This is a genomic window from Parasynechococcus marenigrum WH 8102 (assembly GCF_000195975.1).
GTDB classification, from domain to species: Bacteria; Cyanobacteriota; Cyanobacteriia; order PCC-6307; family Cyanobiaceae; genus Parasynechococcus; species Parasynechococcus marisnigri.
In genome coordinates this window covers 415,921-441,857 of record NC_005070.1, presented here as the reverse complement: position 1 = coordinate 441,857, position 25,937 = coordinate 415,921, and the positions used below count along the sequence as shown (strand labels likewise).

At 46.5% G+C, this 25,937-nt stretch carries 22 protein-coding genes; 5 read left to right on the top strand and 17 right to left on the bottom strand.

The window, feature by feature from the left end; translation table 11 throughout:
* Positions 1-31 precede the first annotated feature (31 nt).
* The 16 genes from TX72_RS13740 to gmd all read right to left on the bottom strand — a co-directional run bounded on the left by TX72_RS13740 (position 32) and on the right by gmd (position 16,925).
* Positions 32-982, bottom strand: a complete 951-nt coding sequence (locus TX72_RS13740) for a hypothetical protein (RefSeq protein ID WP_011127311.1) — start codon at positions 980-982, stop codon at positions 32-34.
* 2 nt (positions 983-984) lie between these two features.
* Positions 985-1,794: a HisA/HisF-related TIM barrel protein gene (locus TX72_RS13015; protein WP_011127310.1), complete on the bottom strand. Its 810-nt coding sequence runs from the start codon at positions 1,792-1,794 to the stop codon at positions 985-987.
* On the bottom strand, positions 1,787-2,419 hold the full coding sequence (hisH, locus tag TX72_RS13010; protein WP_011127309.1) for an imidazole glycerol phosphate synthase subunit HisH: 633 nt from the start codon (positions 2,417-2,419) through the stop codon (positions 1,787-1,789). Before hisH ends, TX72_RS13015 begins: the two co-directional genes overlap by 8 nt.
* Before the next feature lie 9 nt (positions 2,420-2,428).
* Positions 2,429-3,529 carry an N-acetyl sugar amidotransferase gene (locus tag TX72_RS02160; RefSeq protein WP_071820823.1) on the bottom strand — a complete coding sequence of 367 codons (1,101 nt, stop codon included), beginning with the start codon at positions 3,527-3,529 and terminating at the stop codon, positions 2,429-2,431.
* 40 nt (positions 3,530-3,569) lie between these two features.
* Entirely contained in the window at positions 3,570-4,694 is a 1,125-nt protein-coding gene (locus TX72_RS13735; RefSeq protein ID WP_148228748.1) for a hypothetical protein, read from the bottom strand.
* Positions 4,695-5,081: 387 nt separating this feature from the next.
* On the bottom strand, positions 5,082-5,891 hold the full coding sequence (locus TX72_RS02155) for an SDR family oxidoreductase (protein WP_011127306.1): 810 nt from the start codon (positions 5,889-5,891) through the stop codon (positions 5,082-5,084).
* A 110-nt stretch (positions 5,892-6,001) separates the two neighbouring features.
* Positions 6,002-6,916, bottom strand: coding sequence for a hypothetical protein (locus TX72_RS13730; RefSeq protein WP_011127305.1), 915 nt, complete (start codon positions 6,914-6,916; stop codon positions 6,002-6,004).
* Positions 6,913-7,542 carry a class I SAM-dependent methyltransferase gene (locus tag TX72_RS13005; protein ID WP_011127304.1) on the bottom strand — a complete coding sequence of 210 codons (630 nt, stop codon included), beginning with the start codon at positions 7,540-7,542 and terminating at the stop codon, positions 6,913-6,915. The genes TX72_RS13730 and TX72_RS13005 overlap by 4 nt, the downstream gene beginning before the upstream one ends.
* Positions 7,543-7,806: 264 nt before the next feature.
* On the bottom strand, positions 7,807-8,697 hold the full coding sequence (locus tag TX72_RS13725) for a class I SAM-dependent methyltransferase (protein ID WP_011127303.1): 891 nt from the start codon (positions 8,695-8,697) through the stop codon (positions 7,807-7,809).
* 115 nt (positions 8,698-8,812) lie between these two features.
* Complete coding sequence (locus TX72_RS02145; protein ID WP_148228747.1) at positions 8,813-9,634, bottom strand: hypothetical protein; 822 nt, start codon at positions 9,632-9,634, stop codon at positions 8,813-8,815.
* 62 nt (positions 9,635-9,696) lie between these two features.
* A complete protein-coding gene (locus TX72_RS13000; protein ID WP_158305713.1) occupies positions 9,697-11,430 on the bottom strand; it encodes an ATP-binding cassette domain-containing protein in 1,734 nt (577 codons plus the stop codon).
* A 216-nt stretch (positions 11,431-11,646) separates the two neighbouring features.
* Positions 11,647-12,258: an HAD family hydrolase gene (locus TX72_RS12995; RefSeq protein ID WP_011127300.1), complete on the bottom strand. Its 612-nt coding sequence runs from the start codon at positions 12,256-12,258 to the stop codon at positions 11,647-11,649.
* Positions 12,255-12,989 carry a 3-deoxy-manno-octulosonate cytidylyltransferase gene (locus TX72_RS02140; RefSeq protein ID WP_011127299.1) on the bottom strand — a complete coding sequence of 245 codons (735 nt, stop codon included), beginning with the start codon at positions 12,987-12,989 and terminating at the stop codon, positions 12,255-12,257. Before TX72_RS02140 ends, TX72_RS12995 begins: the two co-directional genes overlap by 4 nt.
* A gap of 13 nt (positions 12,990-13,002) precedes the next feature.
* A complete protein-coding gene (locus tag TX72_RS12990) occupies positions 13,003-14,625 on the bottom strand; it encodes an aldolase catalytic domain-containing protein (RefSeq protein ID WP_011127298.1) in 1,623 nt (540 codons plus the stop codon).
* A 168-nt stretch (positions 14,626-14,793) separates the two neighbouring features.
* Positions 14,794-15,765 carry a GDP-L-fucose synthase family protein gene (locus tag TX72_RS02135; RefSeq protein WP_011127297.1) on the bottom strand — a complete coding sequence of 324 codons (972 nt, stop codon included), beginning with the start codon at positions 15,763-15,765 and terminating at the stop codon, positions 14,794-14,796.
* Positions 15,762-16,925 carry a GDP-mannose 4,6-dehydratase gene (gene gmd / locus TX72_RS02130; protein ID WP_011127296.1) on the bottom strand — a complete coding sequence of 388 codons (1,164 nt, stop codon included), beginning with the start codon at positions 16,923-16,925 and terminating at the stop codon, positions 15,762-15,764. The genes TX72_RS02135 and gmd overlap by 4 nt, the downstream gene beginning before the upstream one ends.
* A gap of 266 nt (positions 16,926-17,191) precedes the next feature.
* On the opposite strand from gmd, the gene galE reads away from it, so the two are divergent.
* From galE to TX72_RS02105, 5 genes are all read left to right on the top strand, one after another.
* On the top strand, positions 17,192-18,199 hold the full coding sequence (galE, locus tag TX72_RS02125; protein ID WP_042502944.1) for a UDP-glucose 4-epimerase GalE: 1,008 nt from the start codon (positions 17,192-17,194) through the stop codon (positions 18,197-18,199).
* A 78-nt stretch (positions 18,200-18,277) separates the two neighbouring features.
* The gene (locus TX72_RS02120; RefSeq protein WP_011127294.1) at positions 18,278-19,474 is read left to right on the top strand and encodes an SLBB domain-containing protein; all 1,197 of its coding nucleotides are present in this window, start codon (positions 18,278-18,280) and stop codon (positions 19,472-19,474) included.
* Positions 19,471-21,156: a GumC family protein gene (locus TX72_RS02115; RefSeq protein ID WP_011127293.1), complete on the top strand. Its 1,686-nt coding sequence runs from the start codon at positions 19,471-19,473 to the stop codon at positions 21,154-21,156. Before TX72_RS02120 ends, TX72_RS02115 begins: the two co-directional genes overlap by 4 nt.
* An 82-nt stretch (positions 21,157-21,238) precedes the next feature.
* Positions 21,239-22,597 (top strand): hypothetical protein, encoded by a 1,359-nt coding sequence (locus tag TX72_RS02110; protein WP_042502941.1) that lies wholly within the window; start codon positions 21,239-21,241, stop codon positions 22,595-22,597.
* Complete coding sequence (locus tag TX72_RS02105; RefSeq protein ID WP_011127291.1) at positions 22,597-23,982, top strand: alginate O-acetyltransferase AlgX-related protein; 1,386 nt, start codon at positions 22,597-22,599, stop codon at positions 23,980-23,982. Before TX72_RS02110 ends, TX72_RS02105 begins: the two co-directional genes overlap by 1 nt.
* Here the strand turns inward: TX72_RS02105 and TX72_RS12795 are convergent.
* Positions 23,954-25,909 (bottom strand): glycosyltransferase, encoded by a 1,956-nt coding sequence (locus TX72_RS12795; protein WP_158305712.1) that lies wholly within the window; start codon positions 25,907-25,909, stop codon positions 23,954-23,956. The two genes, TX72_RS02105 and TX72_RS12795, sit on opposite strands and share 29 nt — an antisense overlap.
* Between the last annotated feature and the right edge of the window lie 28 nt (positions 25,910-25,937).

Sequence of the window (25,937 nt, the reverse complement as noted above, 5' to 3'; positions counted from 1 at the left end):
TGAAAAATCAGATTACGATTAATAGTTAAATCTAACACGGAAGAATGCGGCCGACAGGTATACCCGATGGCTGTACAGAAAGGTAATCACTAAATTTTTTGAAATCAGAACCCAATAATATATCTACAATTCTCAAATCATAGCAAAGTTTAGATTCATACCAAGAGCCAGCAAAGTGTAAAGCGGTGTACTTGGACAAACAACTTACAACCGATGCAATAACCGATTCATCGATAGTATCTTTACGAAGATAAAGATGGCGATAGTTCCATGCCATTTCATAGTTCCATATAGCCTGAAACTCATATGGTAAAATTTGGCAATTAAAATTATTCCTGATCTCAAAGTTAAAAGCGGGTTCATCTCCACTATCTGTAATTGATTTGATAGAATCATCATACTTTATGTATATCTCTCGAAGCCCTTGAGAATGAAGAAAAGAATTGCAAACAAATAGCCCTGCACAAGAAACATCGTCATAAGGTTCATAATTATGGTAAGTATAATAGTCCTTAATGCTCATAAAAATAGCGGAATCAAGAGGGTAGGAATCAGAATAATCATGATGTCTATGAAAGCTCATTATTTTTCTCGCCAATAAATCATCTCCAGGCAAGCCATTTAGCTGACTAACTATACCAAGCGAATTAAAGTCATAAGTATTAAATATATTTTTACCATAGGGGTTAAATAAGATGTCAGAGTCGAAATAACAGACGTTTATATTTTTAGATAAAATTGATGATAGAGCATGTGGAGCAAGAAATTTCTGCCAAGTCTTTTTTTTGCCGATGCAATTAGTAGGGCAATCAGCAGTTATATCGTCAACAATAACGGCAAGACCGAGATGATGAAAAATACAATATTGCTTAACAAGGGGGTAAATAAACGTGTCAAATCTCCTTAAGTACTCAGATCCTATAGCTAAGGTGATTAGCCAATTGTCTGAAGATGAGTTAAGACGTAGATCAATGCTTGACATAACTAGTGCTTAGTAGTGGAGAAAGAAGTAGAGCTAAGTAATGGCCATCTCGCCAAGCTAACTTCAGAATGTCTCTGAGCCTGTTCACGAGATAGTTTGAGACCATCGCCAACAAAATTCAATAGATGAGCTGTGGCAACGGCATCTGTTGACTGATGTAGTAAACCCTCAACAAGGTGATCAGAGTGGCCTGCTCCACCAAGCAATATAATTGGTTTAGACAACTGATCTCTAAATGTATTTGCTAAGGTAAGATCAAAACCTGTACCAGTTCCATCCCTATCAACAGATTGTAGAAGGATCTCACAAAATGGTAATGGATCTAGGAAAGATATTAGCTCTTGTATATTGTACTGGACTTCTATCAAACCATTGTCAATAAAAAACTTAAAATCGCCATGATCATGCTTAAAGTCAATAGATGCCACTAAAGACTGCTGCCCATAAACAGAAGAGATTTTCTCGGAAACATGAGGGCATTGAATTAATGAAGTATTTAAGCAGACCTTATCAGCACCATTTTCAAATAAAACTTTGGCATCTTCGAAGGATCTTATACCGCCACCTGCAGTAATGGGAACAAATATATTTTCGGACAAATTATACAATAGGGTGGCAAACTTATTTATATCTCGAGACTTTCTTGAGATGTCAAGAATGATAAGCTCGTCAATAAAAGTGGCTGAATAATTGAAATTATAGTTGCGCTGGAGCCATCGAAAATCCCCTATGCGTTGAAGCTTAAAGTTTCTACTTAAACAAAAGAAACCATCACAATAAAGAAGAACAAAGATAATACGCTTTTTAGACATTGGAAAAAGACAAGAAGTTATCTAATAGAATAAGGCCATTGGTCTGACTCTTTTCGGGATGAAACTGAACACCCATTATGTGATTAACATTGGCTGAAGAGATGATTTTTGCATCATAATTACAATATGAGTAGGTAGTAAAGTCATGGGGAACATTAAACGCCCCATATGAATGAACAAAATAAAAATCTGATTTGTTAGCAATATTCTTGAAGAGAGGATCATTCTTTGATGTATAAACTGAAGTAAAACCTACATGTGGAAGAACAAATGAAGCATCAATATGTCGGCACAGTGGAACAATCTGGATTGGTAATAGTGAAAGCCCTTTCGTATACGAAGGCTCTTCACTGCTACAGCACAATAATTGAAAACCTAAGCATATTCCTAAGATTGGAATTGACCTAAACATACAAGCATCAATAATTGCTTGTGATAGACCTAAAGATAAAAGATTATCCATTCCAGTCTTAAATGAACCAACACCAGGTAATATTATAGCAGACGAGTTTAAAATATCTTTGGGATCAGAAGTCAAAATCGAATCATAACCTATGAATTGAATGGCAGACTTAATGGACCAAAGATTACACATTCCATAATCAACAATTGCAATTTTTGACATATTAATAAATTACTGTATAGTAAAAGTTGGGGACCATAAGCCATCCTTTAGTTCAAAAAGATCCTTATTCACCCAACGAGCTAATGTTGCATTAAATTCTGCTTCTGACATTTGATAATACTCTAAATACATTTGAAGAAATTCATCAGGAAACTGGCCATCATATAGACGTACAAGATTTATAGCCTGCTCTCTTTTCATTGCACCACGTCTTATTTCTATGCAAGCATCTTGGTTTGAACGACCAAATCCAAATTTGAGATACATCAAATAGGTATGAAGAACATAAAGATACTGATCATTTTGGGCAAAGTTAGTAAACGTACCGAAGTTAGTGTCGTCAGCTTCCTGAAGACCACATTGCTTTTTAGCTACTAAATAGTTCCGGTAAGGATCCCAATTTTCGAAGTATGACCAGTGAGAGAACAATACTTGAGTCTTATCCTGTTCAGCGAAAGTCAACCAGTAAAGATCAGAGTCTGATAAATCAAGCGTAGAGAATACTTTTTCATAGCCTGCCTCAAATCCGACACGTTTCATATATTCAATACCGAAAGTAGTAAGATTTGCCTTTTCAGAGCTACCTCCGTATTCCATTTCAGCATCCTCACCATACATTATCAGTGGTACATTCATTTGTTGAGCGACTCTTGTAACTGAAGTCACGATGGCAACCAGCCATCCAAAATATGGAAAACCATGATGAACAAAGCCCGCACGATTAATGTTGCGAATGGTTTCAGGATTGATATTTATGGAAACTTGATCGTAACCAGATTTAATAAAGTTCTTAAGATTCTGAGCACCAAGTTGTGTTTCTAAAGGTGGAGTTACGGTAACACACAGAGGATTCATGTTGAACTTATGTTTAAGGTTGTAAGCTACATAACTTCCGTCTTTGCCACCACTTACAGGAACAATAACATCATATGAATTATTTTTAGATCGATGAGAATCTAGAAGAGAAAGAAGCTTTGAGTTTCTATCATCCCAATCAACAGATGACTTTTGTTCTTGCCACAAACAAGCATTACATACCCCATCCCTATTAAAAGTAATGCGTGGTCTCGTAGACATAGCAAGACATCGAGTACAAAATTTTGGCTGCATCAAAAGATCTAGAGGAAGTAGGATAATTTTAACATAAGATTTAAGCGGCTTCGCGCAAGGTTGAGATTAAACTTGTCAACCTTTTTTCATGAATTTCTTTTATGTTGCGCAATTGATTTATATTAATTGGCATGAAAGTAGCGCATGCTGTAATAAACCCTTTCCACTCATCCAAAGTTGGATTATCTGTAAACCCGTACAATCCATTATCATGGTCACAATTATCAAAATCATTAAGCAATTCAGAGTAGATCATAATAGGTATTGACAATAGTTGCGCGTAACGATAACCTGAACTAGCAAGTGTTATCAAGCCACTTGAATCAAGCAAGTCTTCAAATATTGAAGATCTTTTTGCGCAAGAAAATTCTGCTGTGACATTAGCGCAGCAAAAGTTTATCTGTTTATTAAAAGAATGCTCTAATTTTTGCACCGTTTCTTGATTAACTATAAGTTTTGGGTGAAGCCTAATTTTGAGTATGACTGGTATATCAATAGATTTGAGAGATAAAAGCATTTCTTTTGGCAGTGGATGAGCAAGTTCACTGCCTCGTTTTAAGTATTGAGAAAGGAAAAGTATAGAAAGAGAGTTAGACTTTGATTTTTCCTGAACTCTGGTTGTAATATTATTATATTCATATAAAAACTCCATGCATGGTGCACTCAAGGTCAAACTATAAGATGGAAGTAATCCTTCAAGCAGTCGGGAGTCGGCAATGTTGGTATAAAGCAAAAATCTAGGGTATCCTGAAGATGTATAGCGATAGCTGGATCTATAATAATAAGTATCCGGAGATCTAAGCCCGTGTTCAACGTCAATACATGAAATATTTAATAATCGGGCAATATAACATAACTCCTGAGAGGGTTCGATACCTACGACGAACGAAGGTCTTAGAAAGAGGAGAATAGCAAACCAAAGAAAGCGTTCAAAGAAGGAAAAATGAAAAGATATTGGCAAAATACTATTAAATATTTTATTAGCGTAGGCATCTAGTGTTACGGCGACATCATGAATAGCTGCAGACCAAGGGGAATATCTGGCTGAATTCTTATTAAGTAATGATGTTTGCCTATACCAATAAAAAAAAGTATATCCATCATCACGTAGTTGGTTAAGCAAAGGCTGATATAAAGGGGAAACATTGATTGAGCCTGGCGTCAAAAAGTTGGAATGGATGTAAATGAGAAATAATTTGTTTGAGATTTTTCTTGTTACTCGCATTGGCTAGACGTTAACAGGAAGGCAATGAATAGGGGGAGATAACAGCAAAACAGCCCTTTGCCAAGCAATAAAGTATCTCTAAATTTGGAAATTGGTGGCGCTCCAACTCAAAATTTATCCGTGAATAAGCTAAAATTATATATTGGCTATAACCAACAATCAAAGCAGGTATTGAACTAAAATTGGCACAATTTGAATTATGCTTAGGAGTTGGATGCTTTATTTATCGTTGCATTTAATAAAATGACAATCATACATTGCACATTAGTCCAGAGAAAAAGCTGCAAAACGTCGTATTATTTAAAAATAATCTCAAAACATTCGGGGTCACCAAACTGACCAGCCACCGTCAACCACTAAATTTTGGCCGGTGACCCAAGCAGACATATCTGAAGCCAGATAGACGATAGCCCCTTTAAAGTCCTCTTCACGCCCCATTCGCTTCAAAGGAGTGCGTGAAACATAGCGATCAACAAAAGCTTGAGGCTGCCCGCGTGCCACACCTCCAGGAGAAATCGCGTTGACACGAATATCAGGACCAAGCACCGTCGCCATCCAACGAGTTAGTTGCAGTAAGCCCCCCTTGCTCGCGGCGTAAGCGGCTGGATTATTCATCGCAGTTCCCTCGTAAAGGGAAAGATCTGGACCAAGGAATCCATAGATAGAACCGATATTAATAATAGAAGCACTTTTAGATTGATTGAGTAGCGAAATACATGCTTGTGACAACGCAAATGCAGATGTCAAGTTAACTTCCAATGCTCTCCGCCAGGTGCTGAGAGATTGATGAGCAAATGTAGTAGTCCACCCCTCAAGAACTGTAGTCCCGCCGAACGCCGCGTTGTTAATGAGTACATCGACTTTACCAAATTTATTATCAACAATAGAAGCTATTTTCGAAGGGGATTGCTCATCTTCTAGATCAGCCGCAATTGTCACAACTTGAGCATTAAAAACATTTAGAATCGACTCCTTTGCCAACTGGAGGCCATTAAAGTCTTTATCTATTAAAATAATATTTGAACCCAGCTCAGCAAGAGAAAGGGCCATCTCAACACCAATATGCCCTGCTCCACCTGTAATAAGACTGGCTCGATTAGACATATCGAGCATTTGAAAAATATTTTTTGAGTTCATACTAATTTAGATGCACTGGTGCGAAATTTCATAGAGTGAAATTGGATTCTTTAAAAAACAAAGCATGGAGTTAGAGCCGTAACTAACAAGAGGCTAATTGATCAATTAAGCTATCGCAAAAATTTTTTTCTTACGATATATTTGGACTTTGCAACAACTTTCTCAACGAACGATTTTCTTGTTGCCAATGGAAACAAGCCTTGTTTGAAAACATGCTGGGTGCCAACCCGACCACTAAAGTAAACTAGCCTACGTGAATGCTTTGAAGGCGATCGAGGAGTGACCGAATGTATGGCATTAGGGGAATTGACCCATAATATGGCTGTATTTGCGGCATAAGGAATTGTACATCTCGTGACAACATGCTTCGAATTAACACTCATGGTTCCACGAAAGATGGGCTGTTGATTGTATCTCCACGAAGACAATTCAAGATCACCACCAGACGATAAGTCACATGATCTTCTAAAATAAAGAAGACCAGCAAATATTTTTTGCATACCATCTACATGTGGACCTCGAACGGAAGTAGGCAAGCTTAATGGAGTGTTTATCCCAACATCGCCTTCTAGAAAAATAGTTTTTTCTTCATCTTTTTTTGAAAGAGGTATATCAGGAATATGTGTAGAGATCCTAGCTTTTTCAATGCTGCAACCTAAGAGAGTCTCTAGAAGGGGTGAAGTAGTTAGGATTTCTTTTCTAAATAGATCTAATACTTGCTGAAAAAAATAATTTGACAAATGTAAGGAAACAAACTCTCGCCAAATCTCTGCCCCTTCCCAGCAGGCATCTTTTTGGAGAATAGAATGGAACTCTACTTTTTGGCGAACATTCTCGCCAGTTCTCTCTGGTTGCCAATTTTGGAGAAAACTGTCAGATGGATAGGAGCTTTCTAATTGGTTATAAATTTCACTTGAGAGACAATTTCTGATTATTACATGGGGAAATGGATCGTGTGAGACCTGTATACTTGGCGATGAGCTTAAGATGCTCAAATGTTCTTTACTGAAAGATGACATAGTCATAGTAAATCCTTCTCAATCTTTAGAAAACTATATTGCCCACGGTCGAGTTTATACAGCGAAACTTGATGAAGTGCTTGAAATTCCTCTATAGCTTTCATGACTCCTGGGAATTTAAACTTATAGTCATCGCCAACAAGAAGGCCGCGGTGCTTAACTTTAGGCCACCATAGATTGAGATCCTGGGAAACAGCTTGATAGGAGTGGTCTCCATCAATATACGCAAAATCCAAGGAAGAGTCAGCAAAATCATGTATAGCCTCAAGTGATGATTTTCTTGATATCATTACCCTGGGATCAGACTTAAACCTGGAGCAAGTCTCTAAATAAAAGGATTCCTGAATGTTCTGATTTTGAAAATAGTCTTCATCGCCAGAATAAACAGACCAAGGATCGATCAGGCATAGAGAAGAAATTGGAAGTCTTGAAAGGATGCGAGCAGCATGATTACCTCTGTGGGCTCCAATTTCAACCCCAGTAAGTTTTAACAACTTTAAGTCATATGATTTATAGCTTTCAGCTTTATATATAAGCGCGGCTTCTGCTAGCTCAAACCAAGGTTCTGTTTTGCGGACACCCAGTCCGAAGGATCTTTTCAGTTTGTTTGTAATCCTTTGAAAAAAAGTCATCTAAAAAATGAGAGTTGTGCTTGAAACATTAATTTAAGCGAAATGAGTTTCGCTAGCCACAATGTATTTTAGTACACTATAAATTAATCATGGGCCTGACAAGCATTGCTTGAGCATGACAATAATTAATGGGACTATATTGTGATCCCAAGATAATTAAAATCACACCCAAGACAACTACAATTACCCCAAAAAAGTAATTTTAAGTGTCGCAAAAAATTCAAGAAACGGGGATGGCATTAAATTAGAAGCGATAGAATGGCATTAGGTGGTTATTTTAAGGATCACCCAAGTAGCTGAACAAGTTTCAGTTTCTTCATTTTCTAGATAAATAGGCCTTACACTTTTAATTCTTGGTAGTTTTTCTATAAATTTCAAAATATCACGATAATGATAATATATTCCACAAGTGTATTTTTCCGGGCGATTGATAAAAGCCAGATCTTCTGACGCAGGGCAAAACTCAAATCTTAAACCTATAGGTTTATCAAGTCCCTCTGTATAAAGCTTTATGCTTTCTGGGTCCGCTAAAATATGTCTCGGTAGAAAGTTATCCTCAGGATGGCACCTAAAATCAATATATAAAACTCCGTTTTTTGCAAGATTTCTCTCAATTATCCTACTAAGCGTACTCAAAGGATAGTCGAGAAAATAACTTGATCCCAATATAGTACAAATGTCATATCGGCCTTCAAGGTTATTCATATCGCCAGATATCTGATTCACATTTATGCCAAATGCAATATTATATGCAATGATTTTATTGATATTACGAGTGTCTATATCATTGGCAGTCAGGCTATTAAAAAAGTATTTTGATCTTTGCCCAGACAGTCGCCAAGAAAGATACCCGTCCATACAGCAACACTCAAGGAAATTAACTCGTCGTCTATTGAAGGCCAATGAGAATAAAATATCGTTACAAACAGATAGATGTCTAATGTGAGGATTTGATACCCCAGAGTTTAACTTCAAACCGTAGTTAAACTGAAAGTGACATCCACTTGTTGCATTAATAAATTCACCTACTTTTGATGCATCTACGTGCTTAGCATTCGGAGCAGGGAAAACACAATTGACAAAGGCAAGGGAAGTTTTTCTAATTATTTTTTTTAGAATAGTGGAAAACTTCATATGTTTTTTAGATTTAAGCATGAGTATTTATAGCTCCTTGATTAGTAATTTGAAATCAGAGCGTTGAGGTTGAAGAAAGTCGTATGAGTCATTGAATAAATTTAGAAAGGAATGGGAAAGACTTGCAGAATATCACTTAAAATATGGTGATTTTCTTGGCTGTCTCAAAGTCTCGCTTATACAAATGTGGAATAAATTTAACAATTTCTTCTGGGAAGCACAATTGAACAGACATTTTCGGGGAGTTCGCTAATGCAATTAAGTATCTAATTAGTGGTATACCTCTATTGTTTCGGGGGTCAGTAGATAGTGTATTAATTTCAGGAAAGAGCGACAATTCATTTTTTTCTTTATCTCTCAACGAATCCAAATAACCTGTTCCATAAAAGTCAACACCCAAGAATGTAATTGTTTTAAGTTTTTTTGACATTAGGCAATGGGAAATAATTTTTTGGATGATAGTCAAACCTTTGCCATTATAAATCCGTGCATCTTCTGAAACGAAAGAAATGCCACCTTCAGTTGAGTAAAGGGGTAGACCCAACTTAGAGAAAAATTTGTAAAATCTATACAGGGCTAATCCTGAAAGGTATTTGGAATTTGAATTAACACAGAGAGCCCCGATTTCAAAATGGTCTAAAATTTGTTTCGGGAAAACTGGTACATAACCCTCAATTTCATCCACTCTTCCAACTACCTGCATGTCATAAGTCAATTTAGACAACACAGGATGATTTTGTATATCAACTGAACTTACTAGAATTGTTAAATCAGCCTGCGTAATCTCAAAATAAATTTTTTCATCTGGCAGTTCTGCCAAAGAAGCTCCCTTGCTTACAATGCAAATTTTCTCAGCGTCAGCTAAAAATGAATAAAGAGGGCGAAACTTATTGAAAATCCCTATCCATTGATAATAATTGTATGGCAATGAAGATTTCTCATGTAGTTTTTGACACAAAAATCTAGTAAGCTTTTTCGCGAACTTAAAAAGACGATGGATCCCAATCATAAGTCGAGAAATTATGAGGTCTTATTGAAAGATCGAAATTTTGCTATTTTCTCTTTGTATTTACTTAAAATTACTTTTGAGTCGCTATATCCTACTAGTTTGGAATCTTCAAGCCAAATAATTTTATCGCACATTTCTAAAGTCCGAAGGTTGTGTGAGATCATGATTATTGTCAATTTAACGGAAGACTCTCGTAGTGCAGTTAGGATAGACTCTTCAGTATATAAATCTAATGCACTTGTAGCTTCATCTAAAATAAGTATTGGCTTATTTTGATAAATAGCTCGAGCTATCCCTATTCTTTGCTTTTGGCCACCACTTAGATTACTGCCTCTCTCAGTTAAAGTCTTATGTACATTCTCACCCAAGCAGTCCTCGAGCAATGATGTAATCAACGATTTTTCAGCCGCATCTCGAATTTTTTCATAATCATATATTTTGCTCAATGAAATATTTTCGGCCAAACTCTTGTTAAAAAGGAATATCTCCTGTGGTACATGTGATATTAGAGATTGCCATTGTCTAGAAATTTCTCCGGCCAAAATTTGACCATCAATCATAATGGATCCTTTTGATGGTTCCAGCAATGCAATCAATAGATCGATGAAAGTGCTTTTACCGCTACCTGTTGTTCCTATAATTCCGATCTTATCGCCTCTATATATTTTAAGATTAATGTCAGCAAGAGATTCATGAGGGTTATTAGGGTATTGATAGGAAACACAATTGAATTCAATGCAGTCTTGAAACACTAAATTTTGATGTGAGCTTAAAGCATTAAAATTTGAATATGCAGGTTGATTAAGTAATTTTAATGTCTCATCGATTTGCACCTTCGAGCTTCTGACAGTTACCCAGGCATTAAATATATTTTGAGTATTTGGCAACAACTTTTGGGAGGCTAGTGCAAATAAACCAAGCGTTGGTATCAAAAGTTGTTTTTCTTGAAAAACAACTGCTATTATCAATCCAGCGATGATGAGTATACTTATAAATATGATCTCAACTAAAACCCTCGGAGTTCTATTCAAAAACGTTAGTTTTGCAAGCAAATTTCGTTCTTGATAATCCAAAATATTATAAGATTCCACGTAATCTTTAAATCTATTATTCATTAAAACATCTCTTATTCCACCAAGGCTCTCCTGTATTAACTTTATTTTTTTATTCTTATTTTCTGCAATAATATTACCATAATATTCGACACGCTTGTTAAATATTCGAGTTATTAGTAAATAAGACAAAAACAGTGTTACTGCAATTATAGATGTTTCAATTGGATTAATTATTGCCAATCCAATACCTACAGCAAGAACGGTAAAGAATGAACTCGCAGCTGTCAATAGTGAATTAATTACTAGTACAGTGATATGGATATGCGTGATAATTGCTGCAATTACATCGCCAGAATTGCTTAGCTTATGCTCAATAAAAGGTTTTTTGAGGGTATTTTCATACGCCTGTATACTCATGTCATGTCCAATATTTGCTGACAACAAGTTACTAAACCAAATGATATATAGTCTTGTGACCCCACTTAGAATAACTGCAGAAACAAACAAAATACCTAAGATGATTATTATCTCATCATTTGTAGAAATGTTTAGCCAAGAAATGAAAGAATTTAATGAAGAATTACTGATTATTATCTCTTCTGAAGATATTGATGTTAAAAATGGAACGACTAAAGCCAAAGAAAAGACTTCAAGAAAGCTACCAACGATTATTAATGGTAATGCAGTCAATAACTGAAATAGGCGGGCACGAGGAAGGTGGTTGACAAATTGATTTAAGTAAAAGAAGAAGATATTCACTAGTTGTGGTTAAATTTGAAGATAAAAGTAGTTAATTAAGAAGTGATACAAAAAGCTATTGGTCAATTAAATCAACCTCAAGAATTTCAAGAAGGCACTATGGCAGAAGATTGGATAGGCATTCAATATAAGGAAGTTGATTTTTTTTTACAAAACTCTGCCATTGATCAACTTCTGACCATTGTATACAAAGATAAAATCCAAGCCAGCTTTAGAAGCTGCTTCATAATCATATAAACTATCGCCAAGCATTAAAGCTGGTTTCAGAATAGATCGATTCTTTAATTCTCTGGCTAATATACGGTGTTTATTATCAGGACTTCCAAAAATACCACCATCAAATAACTTATCTATGTTTCTTTCGTTAAAGATCTTTCTTAATTCTAATTGGTCGCTCCCTGAAACAATTGTCCAGGAGCTTTTCTTTGTACGCTCACGAAGCAATGCGAGATGCTTTGCTATTTCACAATCAAGCAAAGCTTTTTCTACTATGCTTGAATAAGTATATAGAAGATGTTCAATACTTGGCACTGATGCTTTGTTATACTTTGGCGCAATATTCTTTAAAAGATGGGAAAATTTTTCGTACCGAGATATACCACCGTGTCTTAGATGATATCTTTTTAGCTCATTTGCAATCTCTTGCCCCATAGGCAAGGCGGTATCATAGAATGCATTGGTTTTAATCGAATTCGAATTTAGGACGACTCCATCACAGTCAAACACGAAGCTGTTGTACTTATCGAGAGAATTGATCATTTATTGGGCTGAAGGTAATCCTCAACAATTTGGATGTCACTTGGAACATCAACAGCCAGGCTTTCTTTTGCACACTGATACATTAACACTTGTTTTCCCAGGTCCAAGAAGCGTAGTATTTCGATATCTTCAGACTGCTCTAACAAGCTTTTACGGCCATAATTACTAAATAACTGAAGCTCTTCAAAACTAAACCCATAAATACACACTTGTTTTAAGTATTCTTTAGGCATAATGTTGAGGTCTTTAAAGCCTGGAACTAATGAGCGCGACATATAAACTAATCTGTTTTTCTCTGTCTTGACAACCTTAGGGATGTTTTTGGAGGAAGGGTTTGAGTTAGTGCTGATGGTGCAATATCCATTAACAACGCAATCAAAGTTTTCTTTCTTCAGTTGAATACATTTTAAAATTTCCAAGTGGTCAATCGTTGGTTCATCTCCCTGCACATTAATGTAAATATCATAATCTATTTGTTTAGAGGCTTCAGCAACACGATCTGTACCTGTAAGAGCATGAGGACTTGTTTCTATGAATTTATATCCATATGAAGTAACGGCATCTGCTATGCGAGTATCATCAGTAGCAACATAAACATGCTCAATACCAACCGCACGGGCTGCTATGTCCGCAACCCATATAATCATCGGTTTATATAATAAGTTGACTAAGGGCTTCCCGGGAAAACGAGATGATGAATATCGTGCAGGAATTACAACGCAGACTTTCATGCTAGAAGAATCATCAAAACATTCCATATAAGCTTTTAGAAGCTATGGTCTTAAAATTCGTTGAAGTTATCGAATGGAGTAAAGCATTAGGATATGAATTAAAATAAGTTAAAAATATATTTTCAATTTCTTCATTTCTTGGATCACCTGGAGCATAACCGTCAAAGCCTGCCAAAAGAATGTTCTTTGACTTACCACTTGTAGCAACAGCTAGCGCATAAGCGAGAACCAGAGGTGAGGGAATAATGCAATACGTATTATTGCATTGAAACTTATTCGCGGATATACCTAAGCCGTAATCAAAAACTTTTTTATTGGCCAATTCATTTCTTAAAGATTTTGGTAGTGAAGAAACTGGGATAATTAATGGCTCGGCTAGTTGATTGTATTCCTCTACATCAGCTATTAGGCGAACAGGGTGACAGGCAATTCTAAGATCAATCAAAGACGAATCGATTGCTGACTGTGTATTGAGTGCAAGTACAAGAGGTGATTGCTTTTGTATATATAGTTCTAGGGCAGATGAATGTTCACGAACCCCTGGGCCAGACCCTAAAATCAGTACTTCTCGACCATTAAATATTTCAGTTGGTGACCAAGATCCATTTGCTTTGTCGATATAAAATTGACGTGCGAGGTCTAAAGAATCAAGACTAAAAACTTTGCCTCCTTCAGATTTTAATTGATTTGTCACTGCAATGATGTCTTCGTCGTCATAACGAGCATCATTAATCATTTCTTGAATATAACTTGGATGTATACCATACTTGCCAGACAAATAATAATATGGATGAGGTCCCCACCCGTACTGAGCTTTGAGTTTATCAAATTTCTGTCTACTTAGAGCCATCAGTGGCACGTAATTGACATTGCCATCGCGTAAAGTCTCAGTTTCTATGACAAGTTCTTCTGTTTTCGCATTACCTGGACCTCTGCCCATACCACTCACAGTTGAATCCAACCAATTAACACCCTCTTCATAAGCACGTAAAGTATTTTGAAGTGCAATTCCCATATTGTTGTGGGTATGTATACCGAGTTCTCTCTGCCAACCAGTACGGAACCATTCGACAATTCTAGAGATGTCATCCGGCTTCAGCGATCCGGTTGAGTCAGCGAAATAAAGAACATCAATGGGGCAATCAGAAGCCATTGATGTTATTTCCTTAATATCAGCGTATTTTCGATCTGATATTTGCATTATATTGATGCATATCTTATACCCATGATCCGCAAGCCATCGTGTAGCAGATAAAACTCTAGATAATTCTGAAAAATGGCATGCAATACGAACTATTGAAACAATTGATGATATGGCGGGCTTCGGAAAAAGTTTTTCTAATAGGCGCGGTATAGAATCAGTTCTACAGATCTCAGATCCGTTAACCATCACAGCGATATCAGTACCATTCAAGAAAGGTAAATTCTCTAGAAATAAATCTGAACTATATGCACATGCCCCTTTGAACTTATTATTCAAAGAAGATCGGAATCCAATTTCTATAACATCAATCTTGGCAGCCAAACTGGCACGAACGTAATTTTCTATTAACTCATCGCTAAAGTTCCAGTTATTATAGTATCCGCCATCACGGAGGGTGCAATCTAAAATTTTAAAGGTTCTTTCATTACTCATTAGTCTTCAGATCACAGAATAATCATTTAGCAGAATATTGAGAAAGATAGCAGCCAAGGCAACTTTTGACACGACAGCACAAAATTTTTGGATAAATTTCTCAGGAAGTCTAGGAGAATTCATGCAAGATTTAATTTCAGAGATTTTCATCAGTTTTATTCTCTAAAGCTAAAGTCGAACTAGTTGTTGAGCTAGCTCATGCCGGAATATCTCCACTGTCCTAGCCAAACCTTCTGCCAAAGGAATTCGCGAACTCCAACCCAAAGCTTTGAGTCGATTGACATCAAGCTGTTTCTTTGGAGTTCCATCGGGCTTGGTGATGTCCCAGCAGATCTCCCCCTGGTAGTGAGTAGCAATTGCTACTGCTTCAGCAAGCTCACGGATACTCAGGTCCACACCCGTACCAACATTTAAATAGCTGAGCTCACTTGGCGCTGGGCTCCACTGCTCCAAAGCAAACAAACAAGCTTCCCCGAGATCATCGACGTGCAAAAATTCACGCAGGGGTGACCCCGTGCCCCAACACGTGACGGTCTCAGCATTCGCCTTCGTTGCCTCATGAAAGCGGCGAATCAGCGCAGGCAGCACATGGCTATTAGTGGAGTGGTAATTGTCGCCCGGCCCATACAAGTTGGTGGGCATCAGGCTGATCGCATCAAAACCATGCTGCCGCCTGAGCGATTCGCACAGCTTGATTCCTGCGATTTTGGCAATGGCGTACCACTCGTTCGTGGGCTCCAAAGCACCTGAAAGCAGCGCTTCCTCCTTGATCGGCTGCTCGGCGAACTTCGGGTAGATGCAGCTGCTGCCAAGGAACAACAGCCGCTGCACACCAGAGCGCCAGGCAGTTTCGATCACATGTGTCTGGATCTTGAGGTTTTCCAGCAGAAAGTCAGCCGGATAGCTGCTATTGGCTTGGATGCCGCCCACCTTCGCTGCCGCCAGAACCACCACCGTGGGTTGGTGCTTTGTGAACCAGGCTTGCACCGAAGGTCCATCGAGTAGGTCGAGCTCAGAGCGGCTGGCTGTCAGCAGTTGGTGGTAGCCACCTCGTTCCAGAGCTCTGAATATGGCGCTGCCAGCCATACCGCGATGGCCGGCAACGTAGATCCTGTCAGCTGGGGTGATCAGGGGGCTCACTCTGCGCCTCCAGCCGCTTTGATCGCTTCAGGGTTTGTAGGCGGGTTCTCCATCGAACCAACAACCGCAAAACCCTTGCGTTTGAGGTGTGCATCTTTCTTGGCGTCCTCCCGATCCGTGGCAACCATCTCGGCCACAAGTTCCTCCAGGGTGGTGGTGGGGATCCAGCCAAGCTTCTCTTTTGCTCTGGTGGGATCACCAAGCAGCGTTTCAACCTCTGCCGGGCGGAAATAGCGCGGATCAATACGCACCACCACATCGCCGGTGTCGGCGCGAGATCCAGTTTCCTGCAAGCCTCTGCCCTGCCACTGGATGCTGCCCCAACCGAGTTCGGATGCTGCTAGCTCAATAAAGCGCCGCACCGACTCCTGCCGGCCGGTGGCGATCACGAAGTCTTCCGGCGGACCTTCCTGCTGGAGCATCCGCCACTGCATCTCCACGTAGTCGCGCGCATGGCCCCAGTCGCGTAGGGAATCGAGGTTGCCCATGAACAGGCACTGCTCCAGCCCCGCATCGATCCGCGCCAGACCCCGGGTGATCTTGCGGGTCACAAACGTCTCGCCGCGCCGCGGACTCTCATGGTTGAACAGGATGCCGTTGCAGGCATACATCCCGTAGGCCTCGCGGTAATTGACCGTGATCCAGTAGGCGTAAAGCTTGGCGACGCCGTAGGGGCTGCGCGGATAAAAGGGTGTCGACTCCTTCTGCGGCACCTCCTGCACTAGGCCGTAGAGCTCGCTAGTGCTGGCCTGATAGATCCGGGTTTTTCCTATGAGCCCGAGCATCCGCACCGCCTCGAGGATGCGCAGGGTGCCAAGGGCATCGCTGTTTGCCGTGTATTCCGGCGCCTCAAAGCTCACGGCCACATGGCTTTGAGCACCAAGGTTGTAGATCTCGTCCGGTTGCTCCTGCTGGATGATCCGGATCAGGTTGGTGCTGTCGGTGAGATCGCCGTAGTGCAGCACCAGTCGAGGATCGCTCTCGTGCGGATCCTGATACAGGTGATCGATCCGAGTGGTGTTGAAGCTGCTGGCCCGGCGCTTGATCCCGTGCACCAAATAGCCCTTCTCCAGCAGAAGCTCCGCCAGGTAACTGCCGTCTTGGCCTGTAATGCCTGTGATCAGGGCAGTTTTGGCAGCTCTAGTGGCGGAGGAGGGCATGAAATCTTTCAGAACGTCTTGCAGGCACACCACGGCTGCCTGCAGTCACAGCGGTCGAGAGCTGAGCTCGATCAACTCGACTGTGACGTTATCAACGGAGTTTGTCATGGAACTCAGTCCTGCTCGCATTGGCATCGACAGGTTCAGCCGATCGGAACCAGAGTTCCCCACTCAGGAAAGTCCAATTATTCCAATGGAAGGAAGGCGCTGAAGCCATTAGCTGGTCAGCCCGTTGGATGATGGGAGTCCACTGCGTTACCAACCCATTGGCGCAGCTCTTGATTACAGGCGGGGCAGGCTTCATCGGCAGCCATACCGGCCTGGTGCTGCTGGAGGCGGGCCATGAGCTGCTGGTCTTCGACGATTTCAGCAACAGCAGCCCGATCGCACTTGAGCGTGTGCGCGAGCTCGCTGGACCTGCGGCCGCTCCTCGGTTGCGGCAGATGCAAGGAGACATCCGCAGCCCCAGGAATCTTGAGCAAGCCTTCACCAAGGCGCCGTCTGGGATTGATGCCGTAATCCATTTCGCCGGCCTCAAAGCTGTTGGAGAGTCCGTGGAGAAGCCACTTCACTACTGGGATGTGAACCTGAACGGCAGTCGCTGCCTGCTGGAGGCCATGGATGCCCATAGCTGCCACACCCTTGTCTTCAGCAGCAGCGCTACGGTCTACGGAAATCCAGAAACCGTTCCGATCCCTGCGACAGCTCCCATTTCTCCGATCAACCCCTACGGCCACACCAAGGCCGCTGTTGAGCGAATGCTGTCCGATCTGCATGCCAGTGCTCAGGACGCCTGGCGGATCGCTTGCTTGCGCTATTTCAACCCCGTCGGGGCCCATCCGTCCGGCCGCATTGGCGAAAACCCGCTGGGCATTCCCAACAACCTCTTCCCCTTCGTGAGTCAGGTGGCTAACGGACGCAGAGAACAGCTCCAGGTGTTCGGCGGCGACTGGCCCACCCCCGATGGCACCGGTGTGCGTGACTACATCCACGTGATGGATCTCGCGGATGGCCACCGCGCCGCCCTGGACTGCCTGCTGGCGGAAGCGACACAAATGGTCACCCTCAACCTGGGCAGCGGCCAAGGACAGTCCGTCCTGGAGGTGGTGCAGTCCATGCAAGCCGCCAGCGGCCGTTCCATCCCCAACACGATCACGGACCGTCGGCCTGGCGATGCCGCTCAGCGCCTGGGCTGGCGCACCCAGCGAAGCCTTGAAGACATCTGCCGAGACGGCTGGGCCTGGCAGCAGCAGAACCCTGAGCGATATACCTGAGCCAGCCAAAAGCCTGCCCACTGAGGGCTTGATCACAGCCCTTCAAGCCATAGCTTCACGCTTATCAGAACAAAGCACGTGTTTCGGTCCTGGCTGTCCATCGGAGCACTCGCAGCCAGCTTGGTGTTGACACCTCTGTCGCTGAGAGCTCAGCCTGAATCTTCTGAAACCAGTCAGGCTCCCAGCCTCACCAGTGAAGAGCGCAGTCGCGTCAGCTTTGATGCCTACATCCTCGGCCCCGGTGATGGACTGGACATTGAGCTGCTGGATCTGCCTGAACTCAGCGGCAGGGTCATCATCGGCCCAGACGGAACCATCTACCTGCCTCGGCTGAGAGCCCTCTACGTGGAAGGCCTCACGATTGAGGAGCTGCGGCTGTTCCTTACCGAGCAGTTCCGCCCCTACGTGCGCGATCCGGAGGTGTACATCCGTCCAGTCCGCTATAGGCCCATTCGCGTGTACGTGGGCGGTGAGGTCAAACGTCCCGGGTACTACTCCCTCAGTAAAGACAATGAACTTCAGCGTATTTCGGAATCCGCCGAGCAGACCACCTTGGATGGCCTGTCTGCCCCAGGAACGTCGCGCGGCGGCCTGAATCAGGTCCCCGGAGGTGCCACGGCGATAACCAGTGGAGGCGGCCTCAGCACCTTTGGCTTGCAGTTCCCCACCGTGTTCGACGCAATCCGTGCTGCCCAGGGCATCACCCCCTTCACCGACCTCTCCAAAGTGCAGGTGACCCGTCGCCAGGCCGCCAGTTCCGGCGGTGGTCGCATCCGCACCAACCTCAATTTCCTCTCGCTGATCACCACCGGCGATGAAAGCCAGAACATCCGCCTCTTCGACGGAGATGTGGTGAGCGTGGCCAAGAGCCCTGAGGTGTTGCGTGAACAGCTGCTCAAAGCTGGCCAGACAAACCTCACACCGCAGTTCATGCAGGTGTACGTCAGCGGACGTGTCAGAAATCCAGGCGCCGTGACGCTGCCGCAGGGGTCGTCCTTGGTGCAGGCGATCGACCTGGCCGGTGGCACCAAACTGCTGCACGGCAAGGTGGAGTTCATCCGCTTCAACCGTGAGGGCGAAATCGACCGGCGCATCTTCGGCTTCAAGAGCGACGCCCCCGCAGATGACTACCGCAACCCCGTGTTGATGGCCGGTGATGTAGTGCGCCTGCGCGAGTCCATCGCCAGTGCCGGCATTGAGGTGCTGAATGAGATCACAGCCCCCGCTGTGGGTCTCTACTCCGTTTATTCGATCTATCGAGATATCCAGCCATGACGAGCAGCCCATCGCAGACGCTTCAGCCCCAGCAGCTGGACAACGACGAGATTGATCTGCGCCAGGTTGCTGCAGCCCTCAAGCGCCAGTGGCTACTGATCGGTGGCATCACCGCCGCTACGGTGCTGCTGAGTGGGATCTACGCCTTCACGCGCAAACCGGTGTGGGAAGGAAGTTTTCAGATCGTGCTGGAAAACCAGGATGTAGGGGGCGGCCGTCTGGCAAAACTGGCTGCAGCCAATCCGATGCTCGCGGGGCTTGCCGGCGTGAGTGCTGGTGAAAGTTCGCTTGTAACCGAGGTCAAGATTCTGGAAAGTCCTTCGGTGCTCAGGCCCACCTACGACTTTGTCAAAGCCAGCAAAGCCGCTGCTGGAGCAGACGTCAGCAAATGGGTGATTACCGATTGGACCAGGAGCTTGGAGATTGAACTGGTGAAAGGCACATCGGTGTTGTCATTGACCTATCGCGACACCGATGAAGATTTGATCCTGCCGGTGCTGGAACGCATCACCCGCACCTACCAGGAGTATTCCGGCAAAGACCGTCGCCGGGGCCTAACCCAGGGCGTGGCTTACCTCGAACAGGAAATCGACAAGCTGCGCCAGCAATCCGCCACCTCCATGCGCACTGCTCAGGCCTACGCCCTGGCGAATGGGCTTGGCATTCAAGACGGCATGCCCACGGGAGCGACTGGAAGCACGAACGGTGGGTCTGTGGAAGCCAGCCGCGAAGCAGCACAGAATCAGGTGAATGCCCTGCGTCAGCGGATTGCTGCAGCACAACGTTCAGGAAACACCACCCTTTACAAAGCCCCCCAGCTGGCCGCAAACACTGAGATCTACTCACAGCTCCAGCGCGTCGAAACCAGACTTCAGCAGCAGTCAGCGCTGCTCACCCCGCAGGATCAGTCGATTCAACGCCTTCAACGCGAACGCAGTGGGTTGATCGCTTACATCAACCAGCAGACCATCGGACTGCTGCAAGGCGAATTGATCACAGCGGAGGCCCAGCTAGCGTCTCTCACGAGGCCTCGCGAGGTGGTGCTCAAACACCGCGAATTGGTGCGGGCGGCACTGAGGGACGAGAAAACCCTGGCTGAACTTGAGGTGCAGCTGCAAAGCCTCAAGCTCGATCAGGCCCGTCAGACCGATCCATGGGAGTTGATTTCAACCCCCACTGTGCTCGACAAGCCAGTTGCGCCCCGCAAGAAACGGATGGTGGCTTTGGGACTGTTTGGAGGGCTCGTCCTGGGCTGTGGCGCCGCCCTGATCCGCGATCGCCGCAGCGGCCTTGTCTTCAGCGAAGACGAGCTCAAAACCTTGCTCCCTTGCCCAATGCTGGAGCGTCTGCCGGCAATGGCTCCAGAGCAATGGAGCAGCACAGCACAGCTGCTGGCAGAGGGTCCCCTCGCTGATGCTCAGTCAGTCGCTCTGATTCCCGTAGGCAACTTCCCCAACAACCAAATTGAGCAGCTTCAGCAGGCCCTCGTCGCAGCTCTTGGCAATCGAAAGCTCCTAGTCAGCCGCGACCTGCTCGCCAGTCGCACCTGCAGCACTCAGCTGCTGGTCACAGCACCCGGCGCCCCCCAGCGCCAACAACTGCAACAACTACGGGAGCAACTGGCTCTGCAAGGAACGCCACTAGCCGGGTGGTTGCTGATTGATCCAACGCTGGAGGCCTGAGTTGTTGTCTCGGGTTCGGTTGTCGCTGTACCGCCGCGTTGCGGCTGTGTCTCTTGCAGTCCCCATGGGATGTGTCCCTGCCTTGCAGGCCCAGACCCAATGGCAGACGGTCGAGCCCAGCACCCTTGGAACGACTACGGTCAACTCCTGGAAACCTGTTCCCACAACAGATGCACCGGCCAATGCTCAGATCTGGGAGCCACTGAGCCCTGAAGAAGAACGATTGGAGCCAGATCAGTTGGTCTGGACGGAACCAACTGTTGATCAAGATGCTTCAGATGAAAGAGGAAATATCGCCATTGCGGATGAAGAGACTGAAGGAGACAAATCAAATCAGGAAGTCAATGAAGAAGGTTTTCGCTGGCCCAACGGTCAGCTAATGAGCGAAGCTGATCAGATTTATTACCGCACAGCCTATTCCCGAGGGTCGATGATTCAGATTGGGGACACTGTTTATCCCAATCTTGGCTTTAATGCGCTCCAGCGTCACCCAGACAGCTGGGTGAATGCTGCGCTGATTGCGATCGATGACTCCCGCATTGGTCCCCCGAATTGCCGAACTGGTGATTTTCTCGACCAATGCGCCGACGGAATGCTGGAAGCGCGGGTTCGCTTGTGGAACTCACCAGCCCTGAGTTTTGATCTGCACTGGACCATGCACAGCCTCAGCGGCGAAGGGTCACCGTTCAATTTCACGATTGGCGATCAAACCTTTGGAGACGACGACGTTGGCACCAAGTTCGGTGAGGGCCAATCAATTGGTTTTGTTCTCTCCAAAAACCTCGGCCAAACATTTGGTCTCACCTTTGCGGGCTACAGGCTGTTTCACTTTGATGAAACCACCGACTTGCCTCGAAACTTTGCCCTCTTCGGCACCAAGGTATTTCGTCTGAACGACACGATGGAACCACCGATCATTTCCGTATCGCTGGGGTTGATGAGTGATGTTTTCAACAACGAAACCAACATCGGCACAATTTCCTACCCAGAGTCCTTGCGTGGCGGCCTCTTCCCGTCACTCTTCGCAGACCGATACGACGACAAGCGATCGGGATATGTCTATTACCCCGATGTCGCTGGCGTCTCTTCGGCCTTTGTCTGCGCCGACCGTTCGATCTTTGCCGGCAAACCGGTGTCCGCCGTCGACGAAAACTGCATCCATCAGGTGTACGTGGGACCAATCGCATCCATCGGCTTTGCACCTTGGCCCTGGTTCGGCATCTACGCCAAGTACAGCGGCACCGACATCGACCTGGGTGTATCTCTCAAGCCATTCAAACGAGTCCCTTGGACTATCTCGATTGAAGCTTTGAATCCGATAAAAGGAGTCAATCCAACCTTGGATCAGTCTTTTGACCTCAAGGAATGCCGCAATCGCGAAAATACCACCTTTAGTGATTGCCGCACCCGCGTTGGCATTTACACCGAACTGGCCTTCTGATGCCCTGCGAACGGCTGCAGCCAGGCTGTGTCAGCAACAACGTGCTGATCGGTCACAACGGCCAGCTGTTTCTGTTTGAAGGCAACTACAACCAGTTCGCTTACCTCACCGGCGCCGCCATCGTGCTGCCCGAGTCGCAGGAGAACTTCCTCAGCAACCTGCGCCAGCGGCGCGGCTGGGCAGCGCATCTGAGCATCCCCTACCTGCATGTGGTGGTGCCCTGCAAACCCCTCGTGCTGCGGGATCAGTTGCCTCAGCCCTACAAACGCAACATTCGCAGCCTGTTCCTCAACGCCTACGCGCCACTGCTGCGCCAACGCGATCCGATCCAGGAGCAGGTGCTCTACCCACTCGATGCCCTGATCGCAGCGGAATGCCGCGGCAGCAGTTACTGGGCCGATGACACCCACATCAATGCAGCAGGCCAACTGGCGCTGTACCAGGCCATTGGTCAACATCTGCCAGGCCTCTCCAGCGAGTTTCCACAGTTCAGACTCAGCCAGCAGCCCCGCCTCGGTGACCTTGGAGCGATGTTGGGCCGCGACACGCCAAACCCAGGCCTGTGCTTCCCCTGGATCGGGGAAGCCTGGCCCTACGCCAACACCGATGCCCTCCCCGGCAACACCGGTGATCTAGTGATGCTGCACAACCCCCTCAGCCGCACGACTCGCCGGCTGGTGCTCTTCGGAGACAGCTTCATCAAAACCCTGCTGCATCTCTTCGCGCAGGATTTCCGCGATGTGCTTTATATCCGGGGGCCCTATTTCCAGCCGGACCTGGTGGAGCTCTACAAGCCCGATGTGCTGATCACCTCGGAAACCGAGCGCTACCTCGCCGGTGTCGACAGCGACGCCAACGGCTGCTCGATGCTGTTGCGCAGTGTGATCACCCGGCCGGACTACCAGCCTTCAGACGCTTTTACCGAAGCCCTCGCCGCCCAACTGGCCTGCCGCTCACACCCCCGCATCACCCAGCGCTGGGCTGAGGCCCAGGCCCAGAGTCACAGTCTGCTGTTCCACGAGGTGGGAGACGCCATCCACAACCGCGAGCTCCGGCAAATCAAAGGGGAGGGCTGCCGGCTCGAGGCCATCGGAACCGTGCCAGTGATTCACATCCATCAGCTCAATTCCCCACCCCAGGGCCAGCTGCTGATCGAATTCAACAGCGACCAGGCCAGCCAGTTGACCCTGACGGTGCTGCGCCACTGCCCCAACATGAGCGCGCCCTTGGAGGTGGTGGAGCATCCGGTGCAGCCTGGCTTCAATCGCATCCTGCTCGAGATCAACCACGCCATCCCCTTCAACGGGCTGCTGCTGCAGCCCCTGCATCAGCCCGGCCAACTGCAACTCCACCGCCTCAGCTGGACAACTGACGCGAAAGGCTGAGCAGCGAGATCCAGGCCTCCAGATCGATCTGATCGGCGTGCTCCCCCGGCGCAAAGCGCCGGATGGCAGCGAGCTGCAGGCCATCGCCCAGGCAGCGCACCGAATTCACCTCCGTCGAGCCATCGGCTGGCTGCACAAACAGCAGCGTGGACCCCAGGGGCTTGCCGAGATCCCTGAGGCGGGAATGGATCCGCAGCATCGCCGCCTCATTCAGCTCGCGATGGAAATCGGAAAACACGTGCAGCGTGGAGGCCACCGGCACAGACGCCAGGAACTTCTCCACCAGATAGCGGTACTTGCCCCGTTGGTCCCGGCAGGCCTCTCCAGCCCGGACCTGAACCAAGGCAGCGGAATTGTTTCCCGCCTGCTCCAGCTGCTGCCGCAACTCCCCGGCATGGAAAAAGATTCCTGTGCGCTGGTCCACCACCATGTCTGCCGCCATCACCGGATCAGTGACCGCCACCGGTTCACTGAAGAAACGTTCCAGGCCCTCAGCCAACACCTTTTCCAGGCTCGCCAACGGCGTGAACAACCAGCGGAACAGGCTGGAGCGTTGAATCCCCAGCCGACCCATCAAAAACCCGAGCTCGCAATTGGCCCCCAGCGGCTCAAAGTTCTGGCGCAGGTCCTCCAGCAGAGCCGGCTCCCATTCGGCCAGCGACGGCTCCGCAGCTGCGGACGACCCACGAAAGCGCGCATAAAGGCGTCGGTGCTGCTCCAGGCTGCGGGCACCCTTCAGAGGCATCCGCAGCACCTGCGCCTGCAAGCCAGGCAGCAGGTCCACCTCATCGATACAACGCTCGATCGTCCGTGCCAGATCCGCTGGATCACCTGGCGCAAACAACAGCCCGGACAGTTCATGCTGCACCTTCTCGGCCATCCCACCCAGCCGGGGAGCCAGCACCGGCCGGCCGTGCTGAAACGCCTCCTGGATCACCATCGGCGCATTTTCAAACCAGGTGGAGGCCATCAGCACCGCATCGACCCCGGCCATGCGATCGGCCAGTTGATCGCTGTCGTAGCGGCCGCAAAGCTGCACAGCCTCCGGCCCCAACTGTTCCACTAGCGCGGCCAGGCGACCGGCCAACTCCGGGTAGGGCGAAGTGCTGGGGTCGAGGTCGGCCGGACCGCAGCCATGCAGCTGCACGCTGAGCTGCCCGCAACGGCGACGCGCCCGTTGCACCGCCTGCAGGATCAACTCCAGACCTTTCCAGGGGTTCACCTGGCCGAAATACCCCAGCACCAGTGCATCGCTCCCCGCGTTGGCGCCTGATTCCACTGACGCTGGGGCTGGCGCCGGCAGGTTCTCCACCACGCTGATGCGGTGGGGGTCCAACCCCCATTCCTCATAGCGCTGCTTGAGGAACAGGCTGGGGGAGAGTAAGTGATCGATGGCCGCAAACATCCGCTGCAAGCGCAGCTGCCGGATCGCCAGATCCACCCGTTGCTCCGGGCCCACGCACTCCACACAGACCTCCGGCTCGGGTCCAGCACAGAGCTCGCCGGAGCGACGCAGCAGGCGACCCTCATAGGCGCAGGGTCCCCAGTATTCATGCAAGGTGAACAGGAACCCAGCCTGGGGGAACCAGCGCCGCAGGGCATGCACCAGATCGATCCCCACATGCACGTAGTGGTGCAAATGCACAAGTTCCGGTCGCAGATCGGCCAGGGCTTGATGCAGCGCACCACCGTCCTGCAGGCTCACCTCCGTGCCGTGCTGCAACGGTGAGAGGGACGGTTTAATCAACCATTGCCGCGGCCCCGCCGACATCACCTCACAACCGGGCGGCATCACGGCAAGTGATGGAGCCGCCGCCAGAAAAGCAGCTCCCTCCGCTTCGAAGGCCTGAAAAAGCCGCCAGGCAGCGAGCTCACCGCCGCCTTTGGCGTAGCGCGGATGGCCGTGGCAGACGTAGAGAATGGACATCGACTGCCCGTTCGGCCCTGCTCCGTTC